General features: G+C 58.1%; 12 protein-coding genes. 5 read left to right on the top strand and 7 right to left on the bottom strand.

Annotation, left to right across the window (positions count from 1 at the left end):
* The first annotated feature begins 2 nt into the window (after positions 1–2).
* On the top strand, positions 3–2,897 hold the full coding sequence (locus HU727_RS08300) for a ribonucleoside-diphosphate reductase subunit alpha (protein WP_186529760.1): 2,895 nt from the start codon (positions 3–5) through the stop codon (positions 2,895–2,897).
* Positions 2,898–3,058: 161 nt separating this feature from the next.
* On the opposite strand, the gene HU727_RS08295 is transcribed toward HU727_RS08300, so the two are convergent.
* From HU727_RS08295 to HU727_RS08265, 7 genes are all read right to left on the bottom strand, one after another.
* Complete coding sequence (locus tag HU727_RS08295; RefSeq protein WP_217847128.1) at positions 3,059–8,197, bottom strand: beta strand repeat-containing protein; 5,139 nt, start codon at positions 8,195–8,197, stop codon at positions 3,059–3,061.
* 515 nt (positions 8,198–8,712) lie between these two features.
* Positions 8,713–10,047 (bottom strand): flagellar hook protein FlgE, encoded by a 1,335-nt coding sequence (gene flgE, locus HU727_RS08290; RefSeq protein ID WP_186529764.1) that lies wholly within the window; start codon positions 10,045–10,047, stop codon positions 8,713–8,715.
* 31 nt (positions 10,048–10,078) lie between these two features.
* Positions 10,079–10,804 (bottom strand): flagellar hook assembly protein FlgD, encoded by a 726-nt coding sequence (gene flgD / locus HU727_RS08285; protein WP_186529766.1) that lies wholly within the window; start codon positions 10,802–10,804, stop codon positions 10,079–10,081.
* A gap of 15 nt (positions 10,805–10,819) precedes the next feature.
* Entirely contained in the window at positions 10,820–11,263 is a 444-nt protein-coding gene (flgC, locus tag HU727_RS08280; RefSeq protein WP_186529768.1) for a flagellar basal body rod protein FlgC, read from the bottom strand.
* A 3-nt stretch (positions 11,264–11,266) separates the two neighbouring features.
* Positions 11,267–11,677, bottom strand: coding sequence for a flagellar basal body rod protein FlgB (gene flgB, locus HU727_RS08275; RefSeq protein ID WP_186529770.1), 411 nt, complete (start codon positions 11,675–11,677; stop codon positions 11,267–11,269).
* A gap of 361 nt (positions 11,678–12,038) precedes the next feature.
* Positions 12,039–12,866, bottom strand: coding sequence for a protein-glutamate O-methyltransferase CheR (gene cheR / locus HU727_RS08270; protein WP_186529772.1), 828 nt, complete (start codon positions 12,864–12,866; stop codon positions 12,039–12,041).
* Positions 12,867–12,912: 46 nt separating this feature from the next.
* Complete coding sequence (locus HU727_RS08265) at positions 12,913–13,845, bottom strand: chemotaxis protein CheV (protein WP_186529774.1); 933 nt, start codon at positions 13,843–13,845, stop codon at positions 12,913–12,915.
* A gap of 83 nt (positions 13,846–13,928) precedes the next feature.
* Here HU727_RS08265 and flgA point away from each other — a divergent pair, with 83 nt between their 5' ends.
* From flgA to HU727_RS08245, 4 genes are all read left to right on the top strand, one after another.
* On the top strand, positions 13,929–14,690 hold the full coding sequence (gene flgA, locus HU727_RS08260; RefSeq protein ID WP_186529776.1) for a flagellar basal body P-ring formation chaperone FlgA: 762 nt from the start codon (positions 13,929–13,931) through the stop codon (positions 14,688–14,690).
* 161 nt (positions 14,691–14,851) lie between these two features.
* Positions 14,852–15,178: a flagellar biosynthesis anti-sigma factor FlgM gene (flgM, locus tag HU727_RS08255; RefSeq protein ID WP_186529784.1), complete on the top strand. Its 327-nt coding sequence runs from the start codon at positions 14,852–14,854 to the stop codon at positions 15,176–15,178.
* Between the two features lie 48 nt (positions 15,179–15,226).
* Positions 15,227–15,694, top strand: a complete 468-nt coding sequence (locus HU727_RS08250; RefSeq protein WP_186529787.1) for a flagella synthesis protein FlgN — start codon at positions 15,227–15,229, stop codon at positions 15,692–15,694.
* A gap of 92 nt (positions 15,695–15,786) precedes the next feature.
* Positions 15,787–16,533: a flagellar brake protein gene (locus HU727_RS08245; protein ID WP_186529789.1), complete on the top strand. Its 747-nt coding sequence runs from the start codon at positions 15,787–15,789 to the stop codon at positions 16,531–16,533.
* Positions 16,534–16,557: the final 24 nt, after the last annotated feature.

Below are 16,557 nucleotides of genomic sequence, written 5' to 3'. Positions count from 1 at the left end.
CCATGCAAACCGACACAACTCGCGAGAACCCGCAGGGCACCTTGCCGCAGGCCGCCGATTCGACTTCGGATCTGGCAGCCACCGCGCCTGGCCAGCTGCGCGTGATCAAGCGTAATGGCACTGTCGTTCCTTACACCGATGACAAGATCACCGTCGCTATCACCAAAGCGTTTCTCGCAGTTGAGGGCGGCACCGCTGCCGCTTCGTCGCGAATCCACGACACCGTTGCGCGCCTGACCGAGCAGGTCACCGCGACCTTCAAGCGTCGCATGCCATCGGGCGGCACCATCCACATCGAAGAAATCCAGGACCAGGTCGAACTGGCCCTGATGCGTGCCGGCGAGCAGAAAGTGGCGCGCGACTATGTGATCTACCGTGACGGTCGTTCGAAAGAACGCGCTGCCCACGCCCCGGCCGAAGCTGCGGTCAACGCACATCCGTCGATCCGCATCACCCGCGCCGACGGCACTTTCGCGCCGCTCGACATGGGCCGCCTGAACACCATCGTCACCGAGGCCTGCGAAGGTCTGGAAGAAGTCGACGGCGACCTGATCCAGCGCGAAACCCTGAAGAACCTGTACGACGGCGTGGCCCTGACCGACGTCAACACCGCACTGGTGATGACCGCCCGTACCCTGGTCGAGCGCGAGCCGAACTACTCGTTCGTCACCGCCCGCCTGCTGATGGACACCCTGCGTGCCGAAGGCCTGAACTTCCTCGAAGTCGCCGAAAGCGCCACGCACCATGAAATGGCCGACCTGTACGCCAAGGCACTGCCGGCCTACATCGCCAAGGGTATCGAATTCGAACTGCTGAACCCGGTGCTGGCCACCTTCGACCTGGAAAAACTGGGCAAGGCGATCAACCACGAGCGCGATCAGCAATTCACCTACCTGGGCCTGCAGACCCTGTACGACCGTTACTTCATCCACAAGGATGGCGTGCGCTTCGAACTGCCGCAGATCTTCTTCATGCGCGTGGCCATGGGTCTTGCGATCGAAGAGAAGCACAAAGAAGACCGTGCGATCGAGTTCTACAACCTGCTGTCCTCGTTCGACTACATGGCGTCGACCCCGACCCTGTTCAACGCCGGCACCCTGCGTCCACAGCTGTCGAGCTGCTACCTGACCACCGTGCCGGATGACCTGTCGGGCATCTATCACGCGATCCACGACAACGCCATGCTGTCGAAATTTGCCGGTGGCCTGGGCAACGACTGGACCCCGGTGCGTGCACTGGGTTCGTACATCAAGGGCACCAACGGCAAGTCGCAAGGCGTGGTTCCGTTCCTCAAAGTAGTGAACGACACCGCTGTAGCCGTTAACCAGGGTGGCAAGCGCAAAGGCGCTGTCTGTGCCTACCTGGAAACCTGGCACATGGACATCGAAGAATTCATCGAGCTGCGCAAGAACACCGGTGATGACCGTCGTCGTACCCACGACATGAACACCGCCAACTGGATTCCTGACCTGTTCATGAAGCGCGTCTTCGATGACGGCAAGTGGACCCTGTTCTCGCCATCCGAAGTGCCGGACCTGCACGACCTGACCGGCAAGGCCTTCGAAGAGCGTTACGAGTACTACGAAGCGCTGACCGAGTACCCGGGCAAGGTCAAGCTGTTCAAGACCATCCAGGCCAAAGACCTGTGGCGCAAGATGCTGTCCATGCTGTTCGAAACCGGCCACCCATGGCTGACTTTCAAAGACCCGTGCAACCTGCGCAGCCCGCAGCAGCACGTCGGCGTGGTTCACAGCTCGAACCTGTGCACCGAGATCACCTTGAACACCAACAAGGACGAGATCGCCGTTTGCAACCTGGGCTCGATCAACCTGCCGAACCACATCGTCGACGGCAAGCTGGACACCGCCAAGCTGCAACGCACCGTGAACACCGCCGTGCGCATGCTCGATAACGTGATCGACATCAACTACTACTCGGTGCCGCAAGCGAAGAACTCCAACTTCCGCCACCGTCCGGTCGGCCTCGGCATCATGGGCTTCCAGGACGCGCTGTACCTGCAGCACATCGCCTACGGTTCCGACGCTGCCGTCGAGTTCGCCGACAAGTCGATGGAAGCGGTCAGCTACTACGCAATCCAGGCGTCCTGCGACCTGGCCGACGAGCGCGGCGCGTACGAGACGTTCAACGGTTCGCTGTGGTCCAAAGGCATCCTGCCACTGGATTCGCAACAGATCCTGATCGAACAGCGTGGCCAGAAGTACATCGATGTCGACCTGAATGAAACCCTGGACTGGGCGCCGGTTCGTGCCCGTGTACAGAAAGGCATTCGTAACTCCAACATCATGGCCATCGCGCCGACCGCGACCATCGCCAACATCACAGGCGTTTCGCAGTCGATCGAACCGACCTATCAGAACCTCTACGTGAAATCGAACCTGTCGGGCGAATTCACCGTGATCAACCCGTACCTGGTTCGCGACCTCAAGGCTCGCGGTCTGTGGGACTCGGTCATGATCAACGACCTGAAGTACTACGACGGTTCGGTTCAGCAGATCGAGCGCATCCCGCAAGAACTCAAAGAGCTCTACGCAACCGCATTCGAAGTGGACACCAAGTGGATCGTCGACGCCGCCAGCCGTCGCCAGAAGTGGATCGACCAGGCTCAGTCGCTGAACCTGTACATCGCCGGCGCATCGGGCAAGAAGCTGGACGTGACCTACCGCATGGCCTGGTACCGTGGTCTGAAAACCACTTACTACCTCCGTGCCCTGGCCGCGACCAGCACCGAGAAGTCGACCATCAACACCGGCAAGCTGAACGCTGTTTCCAGCGGCGGCAACCATGGTGATGATTCGGTTCTGGCAGCTCCAGCCGGTCCGGCGCCAGTGCCCAAGGCTTGCGCGATCGACGAGCCGGATTGCGAAGCTTGCCAATAAGCTGAGCTGATTTCAGGCGTTGCGAGACGCTTGAATGAGCCCCCCCCCGACAGACTTCTGGTTTGTCGGGGGTTCTCTTTATCTGCGGTAAGTATCGAAGCCGAAAAAAACGGCGAAACCTGAGTTCAGGCTTCGCCGTTTTTTGGGTTACAGCGTTTTCGTCAAACTGCGAATGACTCCGTCATTGCCTGCCCTACGACAGGAATGGTGAAGGACTCACCGTTGTTGGTGTAGAACTTTTCAATGTTGTTGGCGCCGGCATTCCAGTCTTTGAGGAAGACACCGGAGTTGAGATTGCCACTTTCGAAATCGGCGCGGTTGAAGATGTAGACCCCCAACTCATTCGATTTGAGTACAACATCATTGAAAGCCTGAATATTCCTCAGGGTAACAGTGTCAGTACCGGTAACCCCGTCATCGAAAATTGCCACCATGGTCTTCGAGGCAACGAAGTACTGATCGCTTCCCTCTCCACCATAGCCATCACCCGAAGCGCTCAGATAGAGTTTGTCGTTACCTGCACCGCCATGTAGTTCATAACCATTGCCGATGGCTATTAACTCGTCATCGCCGTCGCCACCGTCTGCAATCGCGGACACGACAGTAATCCGGTCATTACCGCCGTCGCCGTAGTAAACCGATCCTGCATCAAGCACATGACCGGTGATGTAGTCGTTACCGTTGCCACCATGAATGATATCTGCCTGGTTGGCGGTAGAAGGCTGGCCTGTTAACGCCCCTGTGACGGTGAAGCTGTTGCCGTACAGAATGTCGTTGCCGTCACCACCGTCAATGATGTCGTTTCCGTCTCCGCCTTCGATCATGTTAGCCAGTGCGTTACCCGTCAGCGTATCGCTGAACGCGGAACCGACCAGGTTGTCGATATTGCTCAACACGTCCCCCTCGGCATCACCTCCGGTGCCTGCACCGGTCAACAGATTGACCTGCACGGCTGCCGAACTGTTGACATACCAGGCCGCATCGCCACGCCCAACGCCGAACAGCGCATCCGCACCACCTCCACCAACGAAGCTTTCGGCTGCACCAGTGCTGCCGGTAAACGTGTCCGCATAGCTGGAGCCCAGGAAAGCCTCGATCGAGGTGTATACGTCCCCCGCCCCTACGCCGGTCAAAAGCGGAGCACTGAGATTGAAGGTGACACCTTCGGTTTCATAGGCAAAGCTGAGGAAATCGACACCGGCACCCCCATCGAAGCGATCCGCACCCGCGCCGCCGATGAAAATATCACCGGCATTGGAGCCGTTTATCTGCTCAATGCTGCTGTAGGTGTCCCCTGCTGCCGAGCCTGCATTGGCAACGCCGGTTTTCGTGCTGACAATCGCCATACCGCTATCGGCATAACTGGCAATGTCGAAACCTGCACCGCCAATCAGTTGATCCGCCCCCAATCCACCAAAAAGGACGTCATTGCCTGTCCCTCCGGTGATGATGTTGTCGCCCACATTGCCGCGGCCGGTAAAGTTGCCCGTTCCCGTATAGGTCAACCGTTCCACTTCGCCGTTCAAGGTGTAATTGACTTGATTGGTGCGTACCTCATCGTCACCTTCACCCGCCAGTTCAGTGACCAGAACCGAACCGGTGCCCGTGGCAAAGTAGATGTCATTGCCCTGTCCACCGCTAAAGGTCATTGTACCGGCCGTGACCGTGAACTGATCGTCAAGGGCAGTCCCGACAATGTTCTCGAAATTGCTGAACACATCGCCATGCGCATCACCGCCAACCCCCGATCCCGCATTGTTGGCGACCGTCAAGACGACAGCTTGGGCAGATCCGGAATAGTCCAGCTTGTCAGCGGTGCCGCCCGCGCCGTCGAGAACATCGGCCTGGGTACTTGCAACGAAGGTGTCGTTGGAGGAGGAGCCTCGGAACGTCTCGATTCCGGAAAAGGTGTCCCCGGCGGCAATCCCGGTGTGTACGCCGGTCTTGAAGTTCAGCGTCACGCCGACGCCACTGTAATCATCTTCATAGCTGACAGTGTCACTACCGGCACCGCCAACCAGTTGATCGGCACCGCCACCGCCCATGAGCAAGTCATTGCCGCTACCGCCGATAATGACGTTATCACTGGCGTTACCCCGGCCGGTGAAGTTACCGATCCCTGTTCCGGTATAGGTCAGGCGCTCTACACCCGCGCTTAATGTAGCGCTGGCCTGGTTGGTACGCACTTCATCATAGCCACCGTCGGCGGTCTCGATGACAGTCAGTGCACCCGTGCCGTTAACGATGTAGACATCATTACCTGCCCCCCCGGTGAACGTCACCGAGCCCGCAGCGAGGGTGAACTGATCATCCTGAGCTGTACCGATGATGTTCTCGAAGTTGCTGAACACATCGCCCTGAGCATCGCCGCCCACTCCGACGCCGCCGCCATTGGTAACGGACATGGTAATGGCCTGGGCGGAACCGGAGTAATCCAGTCTGTCGATGCCGCCAGCGCCATCAAGGGTATCGACCGCAAGACTGGCGACAAACGTATCGCCATTGGCTGAACCACGGAAAGCTTCAATACCGGAGAAAGTGTCACCGGAAGCTATCCCTGTATGAACGCCACCCTTCAGGTCGACGGTTACCCCTACTTTAGTGACGTCATCCTCATAGCTGACAGTGTCGATACCACTCCCGCCGATGAACTGGTCAGCGCCAGCTCCGCCCATGAACACATCGTTACCCGCACCACCGGTGATGACGTTGTCACCGGCATTGCCACGCCCGGTGAAATTGCCGCTGCCGGTATAGGTCAATCGTTCGATTTCCGCTCCCAGTACACCACTGGCCTGACTGGTACGTATCTCATCGTCCCCCCCTCCCGCCACTTCTATGGCGTTGATCACCCCGGTGCCATCGACGACGTAAACGTCGTTGCCCGTCCCGCCACTGACGGTGATCGTTCCAGCAGTCGCCGAGAACCGGTCTGCATACACCGAGCCGCCAATCCACTCCATATTGCTGAACTGGTCGCCTTGCGCGTCACCACCCGAGCCAGTGCCGGCGCCGTTGGCAATGGACAGGCTGATGGCTTGGGACGAATCCGCGTAATCCAGCTTGTCCAGACCACCCGAGCCATCCAGCGTGTCAGCTCCAGTACCGGCGAAGAAAGTATCGCCATAGGCCGAACCCCGGATTGCCTCGATGCTCTCGAAAGTGTCCCCCTGAGCCAGGCCTGTGTGCACGCCGGTCTTCAGATTGAGGGTCACGCCAGCACCGGTTCTTTCATCTTCATAGCTGACAGTATCCACACCGGCGCCTCCGATGAGCTGATCCGCCCCCGCACCGCCGATCAACACATCGTTGCCGCTGCCGCCGGTAATCACGTTATCGCCGGCATTGCCACGCCCCGTGAAGTTGCCGGTACCGGTGTATGTCAGGCGTTCGACGTTGGCGGCCAGCGTCATGTCGACGTTATTGGTGAAGAGTTGATCGATACCACCGCCAGCTGCCTCGATGATGACGCCGTTGGCATTGTTGTTGAAAACATAAACGTCATCGCCCGCACCGCCGTTGAGCACCAGTCCACCGCCGGTGACGGTGAACGTATCGTTGAATACCGTGCCGACGATAGTTTCCACATTGGTAAACGAGTCACCTTGGGCATCGCCGCCAGAGCCGGTACCGGCTCCAGCAACGGACGACAGAATGTTGATGGCCTGATCCGACGTCGAATAGCTGAGAATATCCGCGCCCTGAAGACCTTCGAAGGTCTCGGCTGCCGCGCCGCTGACGAACGTGTCTCCGTAATTCGTGCCTTTGTAGAGTTCGATGCCGGAGTAGCTGTCTCCCAAGGCAATGCCGGTATTACTGCCGGTCTTGAGATTGAGCGTCACACCAACGCCATTAACGACATCTTCATAACTTGCGATATCGAAACCGGCACCACCAATCAATTGATCTGCACCCGCCCCCCCGATCAATACGTCGTCGCCCGCGCCGCCCGTGATGATATTGTCACCAGCATTGCCGGTGCCCTTGAAGCTCCCGGCACCCGTGAAGGTCAGGCGCTCGACGTTTACCGCCAGATAAGCAGTGTTTTGCGTGGTGCGAACCTCATCATCACCGCCGCCTGCCGCTTCGACGATGCTGGCGTTGGTGTTGCCGTTAATTATGTAAACGTCGTTACCCGCCCCGCCGTTAAGCGTCAGCCCACCGCCGGTGAGCGTAAAGGTATCGTTGAACGCTGAACCGACAATCGTTTCAACATTGGTGAACGAATCACCTTGGGCGTCGCCACCGGTGCCAGTGCCGGCAGCCCCGACAGAGGAAAAAATATTGATAGCCTGCTCAGATGTCGCGTAGCTGAGCGTGTCATTACCCTGAAGACCTTCGAAGGTCTCGGCTGCCGCGCCGCTGACGAACGTGTCTCCGTAATTCGTGCCTTTGTAGAGTTCGATGCCGGAGTAGCTGTCTCCCAACGCAATGCCGGTATTACTGCCGGTCTTGAGATTGAGCGTCACACCAACGCCATTAACGACATCTTCATAACTTGCGATATCGAAACCGGCACCACCAATCAATTGATCTGCACCCGCCCCCCCGATCAATACGTCGTCGCCCGCGCCGCCCGTGATGATATTGTCACCAGCATTGCCGGTGCCCTTGAAGCTCCCGGCACCCGTGAAGGTCAGGCGCTCGACGTTTACCGCCAGATAAGCAGTGTTTTGCGTGGTGCGAACCTCATCATCACCGCCGCCTGCCGCTTCGATGATGCTGGCGTTGGTGTTGCCGTTAATTATGTAAACGTCGTTACCCGCCCCGCCGTTAAGCGTCAGCCCACCGCCGGTGAGCGTAAAGGTATCGTTGAACGCTGAACCGACAATCGTTTCAACATTGGTGAACGAATCACCTTGGGCGTCGCCACCGGTGCCAGTGCCGGCAGCCCCGACAGAGGAAAAAATATTGATAGCCTGCTCAGATGTCGCGTAGCTGAGCGTGTCATTACCCTGAAGACCATCAAAGGTGTCAGCTCCGGAGCCGCTGACGAAAGTGTCCGCCCAGTTCGTCCCCCTGAACACTTCAATATCAGTGAATATATCGCCCCTGGCGGCGCCGGTATGCACACCTGTCTTTAGATTCAGCGTTACCGGAATGACGTTGGTCACATCCTCATAGCTGGCTATATCAATTCCCGCACCGCCGTTGATCTGGTCGGCCCCTTCCCCGCCCATCAACACGTCGTTACCGGCGCCGCCATTCAACACGTCATCCCCAGCATAGCCCCGAATCTGATCATCAGCTGCGGTGCCCACCAGGGTATCCGCAGCGTTGGTGCCATTTATAACTGCCATTACATCTTCCTTGTGTGTGTGTGTGTCGGAAACTACGCTGAGAAGCCAGGCACTTCGGGGTTGCCCCTCTCTGAGCATGCGCTGGCCATCGTTACATGTTGTATTGTTAAGCGGGCAAGACAGCGCCTACGATGCGGTGCGGCGATCAGCGGTGCGTACAGCCCGACAGGCAAAGAAATCTGATAACGCAGGAAGGAATTACTGGCACTGCCTGGTCGGCGGGCCTTAAGGCTTGTCAGTTGCAGCACCCGGATTGGCGCACGGACAGCTTTGATATTATTCATAGAACTCCATCCCTAGAGCTTTTGATGACTTCCATGTTGGGGCAGCCTACTGCTACACCGTGACGCACATCGGTCGAAAATTTGACGGTGGCTGCGTCTTGTCCGAAGAGGCAGCAATTTCCACACCACACCAGACGACGAACGGAAAAATCGATGCGCAACGTATCACCGCGCAAAAAAAACCGACGCCTCAGGACGTCGGTTTTCTGTGATGCAAAGCCAACAAATAAATCAGGTCATCTGAATAATGGTCTGCATAATCGTGCTCTGAGTCGAAATGGTCTTGGCGTTCGCCTGATAGTTGCTCTGACCCTTGATCAGATCAACCAGCTCGTTGGTCAGGTTAACGTTCGACTCTTCCAGCGAGTTGGACATCACCTCGCCCAAGGTACCTGTCTTCGGCGCGTCGTAGCCCGGAATACCCGAAGCGAAAGTCTCTTTCCAGCTAGTACCACCGACAGCCTGCAAGCCCTGCTCGTTGGTGAAACTGGCCAGTGCAACCTGACCAATCGCCTTGCTCTGGTTGTTGCTGAAGTTGGCGAACAGCGTACCGGTACCGTCGATGGTCAGGTTGGTGATCTGGCCAGTGGCGTAGCCATCCTGAGTCGGGATCGTGCGCGAAGTATCGGCGTTGTACTGGGTGGTCTTGGCCATCGAAATGGTCACGCCATTCGGGTTGGCCGAAGCGCCATTAGGCGTGAAGTTACCGTTGGTCACGGTGCCTGGCTTCCAGTCTTTCAGGGTTAGATCACTGCTGATGATCGGATCAGTCGGATCTGCCGGGTTAGGCGTGCTGACCTGAAGCAACTTGCCGGAACTGTCGAACGTCAGTGTCGAAGCGACCGGTGGAGTCTTGGTTGGATCGCTGCCGGTAGCGTCCGGGTTGCGCCCATCGACCAGGGTGTAAACCTTCCAGACGTTGTCGCCGGTTTTCACCACGTACTGATCCATGACGTGGGAGTTGCCCTGAGTGTCATAGATCGGCGTGCTGAACGACTTGGTGTACGTCTCGGGCTTGGACGGATCGAACACGACGGGCGTAGCGCCGGTATCGATGATTTTCTGTGCCGAAGAGTTCAGGTTGATGCTCGAAGTCACCGCCGAAGTCGACTTCGGCGCCAGGTTCGAGGTGTCGATCTTGAGATCAGTCAACACGCCGTTGAGGATCTTGCCGTTGGCATCCACACCGTAACCCTGCAAACGCGAGGTGTAGTCAGTGTTGGTGATGAAACCGGCGTTGTCGACTTTGAACGTACCGGCACGGGTGTACGAGATCGAGCCGTTGTTGCTCATGGTGAAGAAGCCCGAACCGTTGATGCCCATGTCCAACACGTTGCCGGTGTTGTTGATGTCACCCTGGGTGAACTGCTGGGAAACGTTGGCCAGGCGCACGCCGTTGCCGATTACTTTGCTGCCGCTGCCCAGACGCGTCGACGAATACACGTCTTCGAATTCTGCGCGCGAGGATTTGAAACCGGCGGTCGCGACGTTGGCGATGTTGTTGCCGGTCACGTCGAGCTGTTTGTTGGCGGCATAGAGACCGCTAAGGCCGATGTTAAAAGACATGTTCCACTCCTTTGTGCCGGGTTAGTCGGCTCTATATACCAATGGTTTGTACTTTGGACAGGGCAACGGTGCCCTTGCCGGCCAGGTTGAGCATCAGCTCGCCACCGGTCTGGCTGATCGTCACGCTGTTGACGGTAGCCGGCAGGTAGGTCGCCAGGTCCGTCGCGGTGCCGTTGATCGGTGCGCTGGCCTTGAATGTGTAAGTGCCAACTGGCACGACGGTGCCCGCAGTGTCCTTGCCATCCCAAGTGAAGCTCGCGGCGCCGGCGGCACGGCTGCCCAGGTCAATGGTGCGCACCGTTTTGCCGTCCTTGTCGGTGATGGTCACGGTGCCGCCCGCGATGGACGAAGGCACGTTGACCGAACCGGTGAGGCCTTTGCTCGGATCGTCGAGCTGCGCGGTGTTGGTCTGTACGATCACATTGCGACCGACCAGCGACGAAGCCTGCAGCGCCTGCGACGAGTTGTAGTTGCCGGCAAGCCCACTCACGGTGGAGTTCAGCGTGGTGATGCCTTCAAGGCTGCTGAACTGCGCCAGTTGCGCAACGAATGCGCTGTTGTCCTGCGGGTCGAGCGGGTTCTGGTTTTTCAGCTGGGTGACCAGCAACTGCAGGAAAGCATCCTTGCCCAGCGCCTGGCCGCCGGTGGCGCTGTTGGTCGCCGAAGCGATGCCACCCGACGTGGTGCTGCTCGTCTTCGACGAGTTGGCCAGGATGTCTTTCATGCCCAGGCTGCTGGTGGTATCCGTAACGCTCATGGCAGTCGCCCCTTATTACTGACCGAGGGTCAGTACTTTCTGCATCATGGTTTTGGCGGTGTTCATCATTTCGGCGTTGGTCTGGAAAGACCGGCTCGCGGAAATCATGTCAGCCATCTCTTCCACCACGTTGACGTTCGGGTAGTAGACGTAACCTTTGCCGTCAGCGGCCGGATGGTTCGGCTCGTAGCGCGCTTCAAGATTACTGTCGTCCTCGACCACGCCAAGCACCTGCACGCCCTGGCCGGCAGCGTCCTGGTTCTGGAACAGCGAGTTGCTGCCGCCGGCCTGGCCGCCCTGGAACATGGTGGCGAATACCGGGTGACGGGCGCGATAGGTCTGGTCGATGCTCGACGAAACGGTTTCGGCGTTGGCGATGTTCGAGGCCACGGTGTTCAGACGCGTGGTCTGGGCGCTCATGCCGCTGCCGGCAATGTTGAAAACGCTGGACAGGGACATGGATTATTCTCCGCGCAGGGCTGATACCAGCCCTTTGAATTTGCTGTTGAGCAAGGTGAAGCTGGCCTGGAAGCCGACGGCGTTTTCCGCGTAGTTCGACTGTTCCAGCTGAGCGTCCACGGTGTTCTGGTCGATCGAAGGCTGCATCGGCGTGCGATACATCAGCGACTCGTCGCCGTTGCCCAGCCCCTCAGCCTCGATGTGACGGCTATTGGTCATGTTCAGGGCAAAGTGGCCGCCGGTTTTGGTCTTCTCGGTCTGTGCTTCAAGCACTTTGGAGAACTCCAGATCCCGCGCCTTGTAGTTCGGGGTGTCGGCGTTGGCGATGTTGTTGGCCAGCACTTCGGCACGCTGGGCGCGGAAGCCCAATGCCTTTTCGTGAATGCCGAGCGCTTTATCGAAGCTGATGCTCATGTCGGGAACCTTCAGGTGACCGGTTTTTCGTAACTGAGCTTTAGCAAGCGCCGTGCCAAATGATAAAACCCGCGTATTCCGGGGCCTTGCGCCAAACCGGCACAGCGGCAATGCCAGAAAAGCGGCAACCGGCTTCCGCTGAATGCCGCTTTTCTGCCGCTTGGCTGCCTCTCACTATCACCGGCGGACAACCGTGGGAGCGAGCCTGCTCGCGAAGGCGTTGTATCAGTCGACATATCTTTTGCTGCCAGACCGCTATCGCGAGCAGGCTCGCTCCCACAGGGATTTGCTGTCAGGGAGCATTTCGACAGGCGTAAAAAAGGGAGGCTTTTAGGCCTCCCGTTCTTTATTGCTGCTGCAATCACTTCGCCTGGTAAATGATCCCCGGGCTGCACTGGACCATCTGGTAATGATCCGGCAAACCGTTCAGCGCTTCGGACGCGCCAAGGAACAGATACCCGCCCGGCTTCAGCGTGCTGTGAATGCGCAACAGGATGTCCTTCTTCACTTCGGCAGAGAAGTAGATCAACACGTTGCGGCAGAACACGATGTCGAACTTGCCCAACGCGGCGTAGCTGTCGAGCAGGTTGAACGAGCGAAACTCCACCCGGCTCTTGATCGGTGCCTTGACGACCCAACGCCCCGGCCCTTTCGGGTCAAAATAGCGTTGCAGGCGTTCCGGCGACAGACCGCGACCGATCGCCAGGCTGTCGTACTCGCCGGTCTTGCAGTTATTGAGCATAAGGCCGGACAGGTCCGTGGCAACGATCTGCACGCCCATCTTCAACTGGCCCAGGTTGCTGCGCTCGAACTCGTCGATCGACATCGACAGCGAGTACGGTTCCTGACCCGACGAGCACGCCGCCGACCAGATTCGCAGACGCTGATTGGGGCTGGCCTTGATCGCTTCCGGCAATACCTTGTTCTTCAAGACTTCAAACGGATAGGTATCACGAAACCACAGGGTTTCGTTGGTCGTCATGGCATCGACCACCTGCTCGCGCAAACCGCTGCGCGGCTGGGTCTGGATGCGCTGAACCAGCTCACCCAGGGACTTGATGCCTTGCTGCTCCATCAGTTTGTTGAGACGGCTCGAGACCAGATACTGCTTGTTTTCACCGAGCAGAATGCCACAGGCTTTTTCCAGGAAGACCCGGAACTGTTCGAAATCCAAATTACCCGTAGACAATGATGCCGCCTCTTAAATCGTGTGAATCGCCAGGGACAAAACGCCCCTAGCTGATATCTGCTGCTTTGATCCGGTCGACTACCCGGGATGCCAGGTCATCAGGGCGGAATTTGGCCAAAAAGTCATCGGCACCGACTTTCTTGACCATCGCCTGATTGAATACCCCCGACAACGAAGTGTGCAGGATGATATGGAGCTTTTGCATGCGTGCGTCGCCGCGGATTTCCGCCGTCAGGGTGTACCCGTCCATCTCCGGCATCTCGATATCGGAGATCATCATCAGGAACTCTTCTTCCGGCTTCTTGCCCTCATCGACCAGCTTGCGCAGGTAATCCAGCGCCTGCTTGCCGTCGTTCAGCGCCACCACTTCAACGCCGATCGTCTGCAGACAACGCGTCACCTGCTTGCGCGCCACCGACGAGTCATCGACCGTCAGCACCCGCAGCGACAACGCCTTGGCCTGCGTTTCGACATCGACCACGCCCACCGAAATCGCTTCCGGTGTCGGCGCCACTTCGGCCAGTACCTTCTCGACGTCGATGATTTCGACTAACTGATTGTCCACCCGAGTCACAGCGGTCAGGTAATGATCGCGACCCGTGCCCTTGGGCGGCGGATGAATCTCTTCCCAGTTCATGTTGACGATGCGCTCCACCGAGCGGACCAGGAAACCCTGGGTCTTGGTGTTGTACTCCGTGATGATCACGAACGGGTTTTTCTTGTCTTTCAACGCTCCCGAGCCGGTCGCCATTGCCAGATCCAGGATCGGAATGGTCGCCCCTCGAATGCTCGCCACCCCGCACACGACAGGACTGGACTTGGGCATCAACGTCAGTGACGGGCATTGCAGCACTTCCCGAACCTTGAACACGTTGATCCCGTAGAGCTGCGGACCGTCGAGACGGAACAACAGCAGCTCGAGGCGATTCTGCCCTACCAGTTGCGTGCGCTGGTTCACCGAATCCATTACACCAGCCATGCCCAGACTCCTACACCAACGCCAAGTGTTGTTTGCGACGCACATTCATTGCTAAACGGCACGGCGCTTGCTTTTTAACCCGTATGAACGCTCAAACGACATTTTCCCGACGCCTGACATCCTCCCTTCGCAAAGGGCTTTGCGCGGTGTCCGCCGTTTACTGCCTGCTTGCTGGCAGCCCTGCCAATGCTGACGCGGTTACCTTGCCTGATATGCTTATCGGCGTGACTCAGGGCTTTCTTGAGTTCACCGTAGAGGACTATCTGACGAACAGTCAAACCGAAGGTCGCTACGAGATCGAAGTCAACCAGCTCGACCCGCGCATGCGCATGCCTATGTGCGACAAGGAATTGACAGCGACGCTGGAGAGCCCGGCACGCCCGCTGGGCCGTGTCACGGTGAAGGTTCGCTGCGAAGGCAGCTCGCCCTGGACGGTGTTCGTACCCGCTCAAGTGCGCCTGTTTCGCGAGATCGTGACGACCACTCGTCCACTAAAACGCGCTGGCATTATTCAGCCGCAGGATGTGACCTTGCGTGAGCGCGACGTCAGCACAATCAATCAGGGTTTTTTGACGTCAGTCGATGAAGCGATCGGGCAGAAATTAACCCGACCAACGGTCGCCGATCAGGTCATCACACTGGTACACCTGGAACAGGCCGAGGTTGTTCGCAAAGGCGACCAGGTGGTTATCATCGCGCGCAGCGGCACGCTCGCCGTGCGGATGCCGGGCGAAGCCCTCTCCAACGGCGGGATGAAAGAACAGATCCGGGTAAAAAACCTTAATTCTCAACGTGTTATCAAGGCGCAGGTGACCGCGCCCGGACAGGTGGAAGTGGCCATGTAAAAGCCCCATGGAGAAAACTGGCGCGGATCCCGTCGCTTCCCTAAACTGTGCCGCAGCAGGTCTCGCATCGGCGCATGCAAGCTCATGGTTAATTGGGCCTAAAGTTTTTCAGGGGATAGCCGAAAACATGGCAAGCGTCCAAATTCCCAGAGGTTTTTATCATGGTCATCGATTTCAGCCGTTTGAACAGTTCCTCGTCTCTGACAGGCAGCACGCGTACCAGCAACGCCAAGGAAAGCGCTGAAAACAGCCCCTCCGCGCCGCTGAATACCCAGGCCGAACAAGCCAATGTCGCAAAAAGCGGGGAATCGGTACACCTCAGCAATGAGGCTCAACAGTTGCAGAAGGTCACTGACAAGCTGCGCGATCAACCCGCTGTCGACAACGCCCGTGTGGCCGAGTTGAAAGCCGCGATTGCCGATGGCAGCTATAAAGTCGACAGCAACCGTGTAGCCAGCAAACTGCTCAACTTCGAAGCCCAGCGCTAGGCTTTTGCCGGCGCCAGGCTTTTGGACGCTTAAACCCCAAGGCCAGCCATGCACGACACTAACTTATTGCAACTGATCAACGACGACTTTGCCCCAGCTCAACAATTGCTGGAGTTATTGCAAACCGAATCCATCGCTTTGCATGGTCGCGACATGCCGCTGCTCGAAGAAATTCTGGCCACCAAGCAGGCATTGATCATTCTGCTCGAGCAGCATGGCCGCAAGCGCAGCGAAATCCTCGCCAGCCTCAACCTGCCGACCGATCGCACGGGTCTGGAGCAACTGGCCAGCCAGTCGAGCCTTGGCGAGCAGCTGCTCACGCAGGGCGACGCATTGACCGACCTGATCGCTCAGTGCCAGGCCGCCAACGTCAAGAATGGCCAGTCGATCCAGATTCAGCAGGCCACCACGGCCAATCAGCTGAAAATCCTCACCGGGGGCGAGCCGCCAGCGCTCTACGACGCCAGCGGGACATTCGCCAAACCCGTCAAGCCGCGTACGCTCAGCCAGGCGTGAGCCATTCGATGGCCCAGCACTATCAACCTGCGAAACATGCTGGCAAAATACTGGCCAGCCGTAGTCTTTTTTTGTCTGGAGATTGAAGAACCGTGTCCAACACCCTAAGCGCGGATGATGCTCCGCAGCCTCCGAAGGTGCTCACCACGCCACTGGAAATCTCCAGCAACCTGCGCCAGCTGCAAGACAGCCACGACCCGCTGATCATCACCTTCCATGAGCGCAGCCAGCGCTTTCAGAGCTACCTGATCAAGGTCGACCGCGACACCGCCTCGATTGCCCTGGATGAAATGATCCCGCGCGACGGCGAACGTTTTCTGCAGGCCGGCGAGCCGTTCAAGGTCGAAGGTTTCCATGACGGCGTGCGCATCGCCTGGGAATGCACCGGCACGCTGAACATCGAAGAATCCGACGGTGATCGTTTCTACACCGGCGAGTTGCCGACCGAAGTGGTGTATCACCAGCGTCGCAATGCCTTTCGCGCCGCACTGAAACTGACTGATCTGGTCAGCGTCGAGCTCGGTGGCGAAAAGCTCAAGGCACCGATCGGCGGCAAGCTGCTGGACATCTCGGCTACCGGCTGCAAGTTGCGTTTCGAAGGCGACATCACTGACCGCCTGCAATTGGGTCAGGTCTACGATCGCATGGTCGCCCCGCCGTTGTTCGGCAACCAACCGATCTCTGTCGAACTGCGCTACCTGCACTTCGAAGAAAAACTCAACATCACCTTTGCCGGCCTGCGCTTCCACAACATCAGTGGTCAGGCTGCGCGTAACGTCGAGCGCTTCGTTTATCAGTTGCAGCGTGAAGCACGACGTTTCGACAAAGACGATCTCTGATTCGAAGCGATCAATAAAAAGGGC

Origin of the sequence: Pseudomonas khorasanensis (assembly GCF_014268505.2) — a bacterium.
Lineage (GTDB): Bacteria > Pseudomonadota > Gammaproteobacteria > Pseudomonadales > Pseudomonadaceae > Aquipseudomonas > Aquipseudomonas khorasanensis.
The sequence above is the reverse complement of the archived record's forward strand: the minus strand, read 5'-3'. Positions and strand labels throughout refer to the sequence as shown.

Bases quoted from the DNA above. Each gene is read 5' to 3' on its own strand.
- HU727_RS08300 (WP_186529760.1), top strand. From the start codon at position 3: ATGCAAACCGACACAACTCGCGAGAACCCGCAGGGCACCTTGCCGCAG.
- HU727_RS08295 (WP_217847128.1), bottom strand. From the start codon at position 8,197: ATGGCAGTTATAAATGGCACCAACGCTGCGGATACCCTGGTGGGCACC.
- flgE (WP_186529764.1), bottom strand. From the start codon at position 10,047: ATGTCTTTTAACATCGGCCTTAGCGGTCTCTATGCCGCCAACAAACAG.
- flgD (WP_186529766.1), bottom strand. From the start codon at position 10,804: ATGAGCGTTACGGATACCACCAGCAGCCTGGGCATGAAAGACATCCTG.
- flgC (WP_186529768.1), bottom strand. From the start codon at position 11,263: ATGTCCCTGTCCAGCGTTTTCAACATTGCCGGCAGCGGCATGAGCGCC.
- flgB (WP_186529770.1), bottom strand. From the start codon at position 11,677: ATGAGCATCAGCTTCGATAAAGCGCTCGGCATTCACGAAAAGGCATTG.
- HU727_RS08265 (WP_186529774.1), bottom strand. From the start codon at position 13,845: ATGGCTGGTGTAATGGATTCGGTGAACCAGCGCACGCAACTGGTAGGG.
- flgA (WP_186529776.1), top strand. From the start codon at position 13,929: ATGAACGCTCAAACGACATTTTCCCGACGCCTGACATCCTCCCTTCGC.
- flgM (WP_186529784.1), top strand. From the start codon at position 14,852: ATGGTCATCGATTTCAGCCGTTTGAACAGTTCCTCGTCTCTGACAGGC.
- HU727_RS08250 (WP_186529787.1), top strand. From the start codon at position 15,227: ATGCACGACACTAACTTATTGCAACTGATCAACGACGACTTTGCCCCA.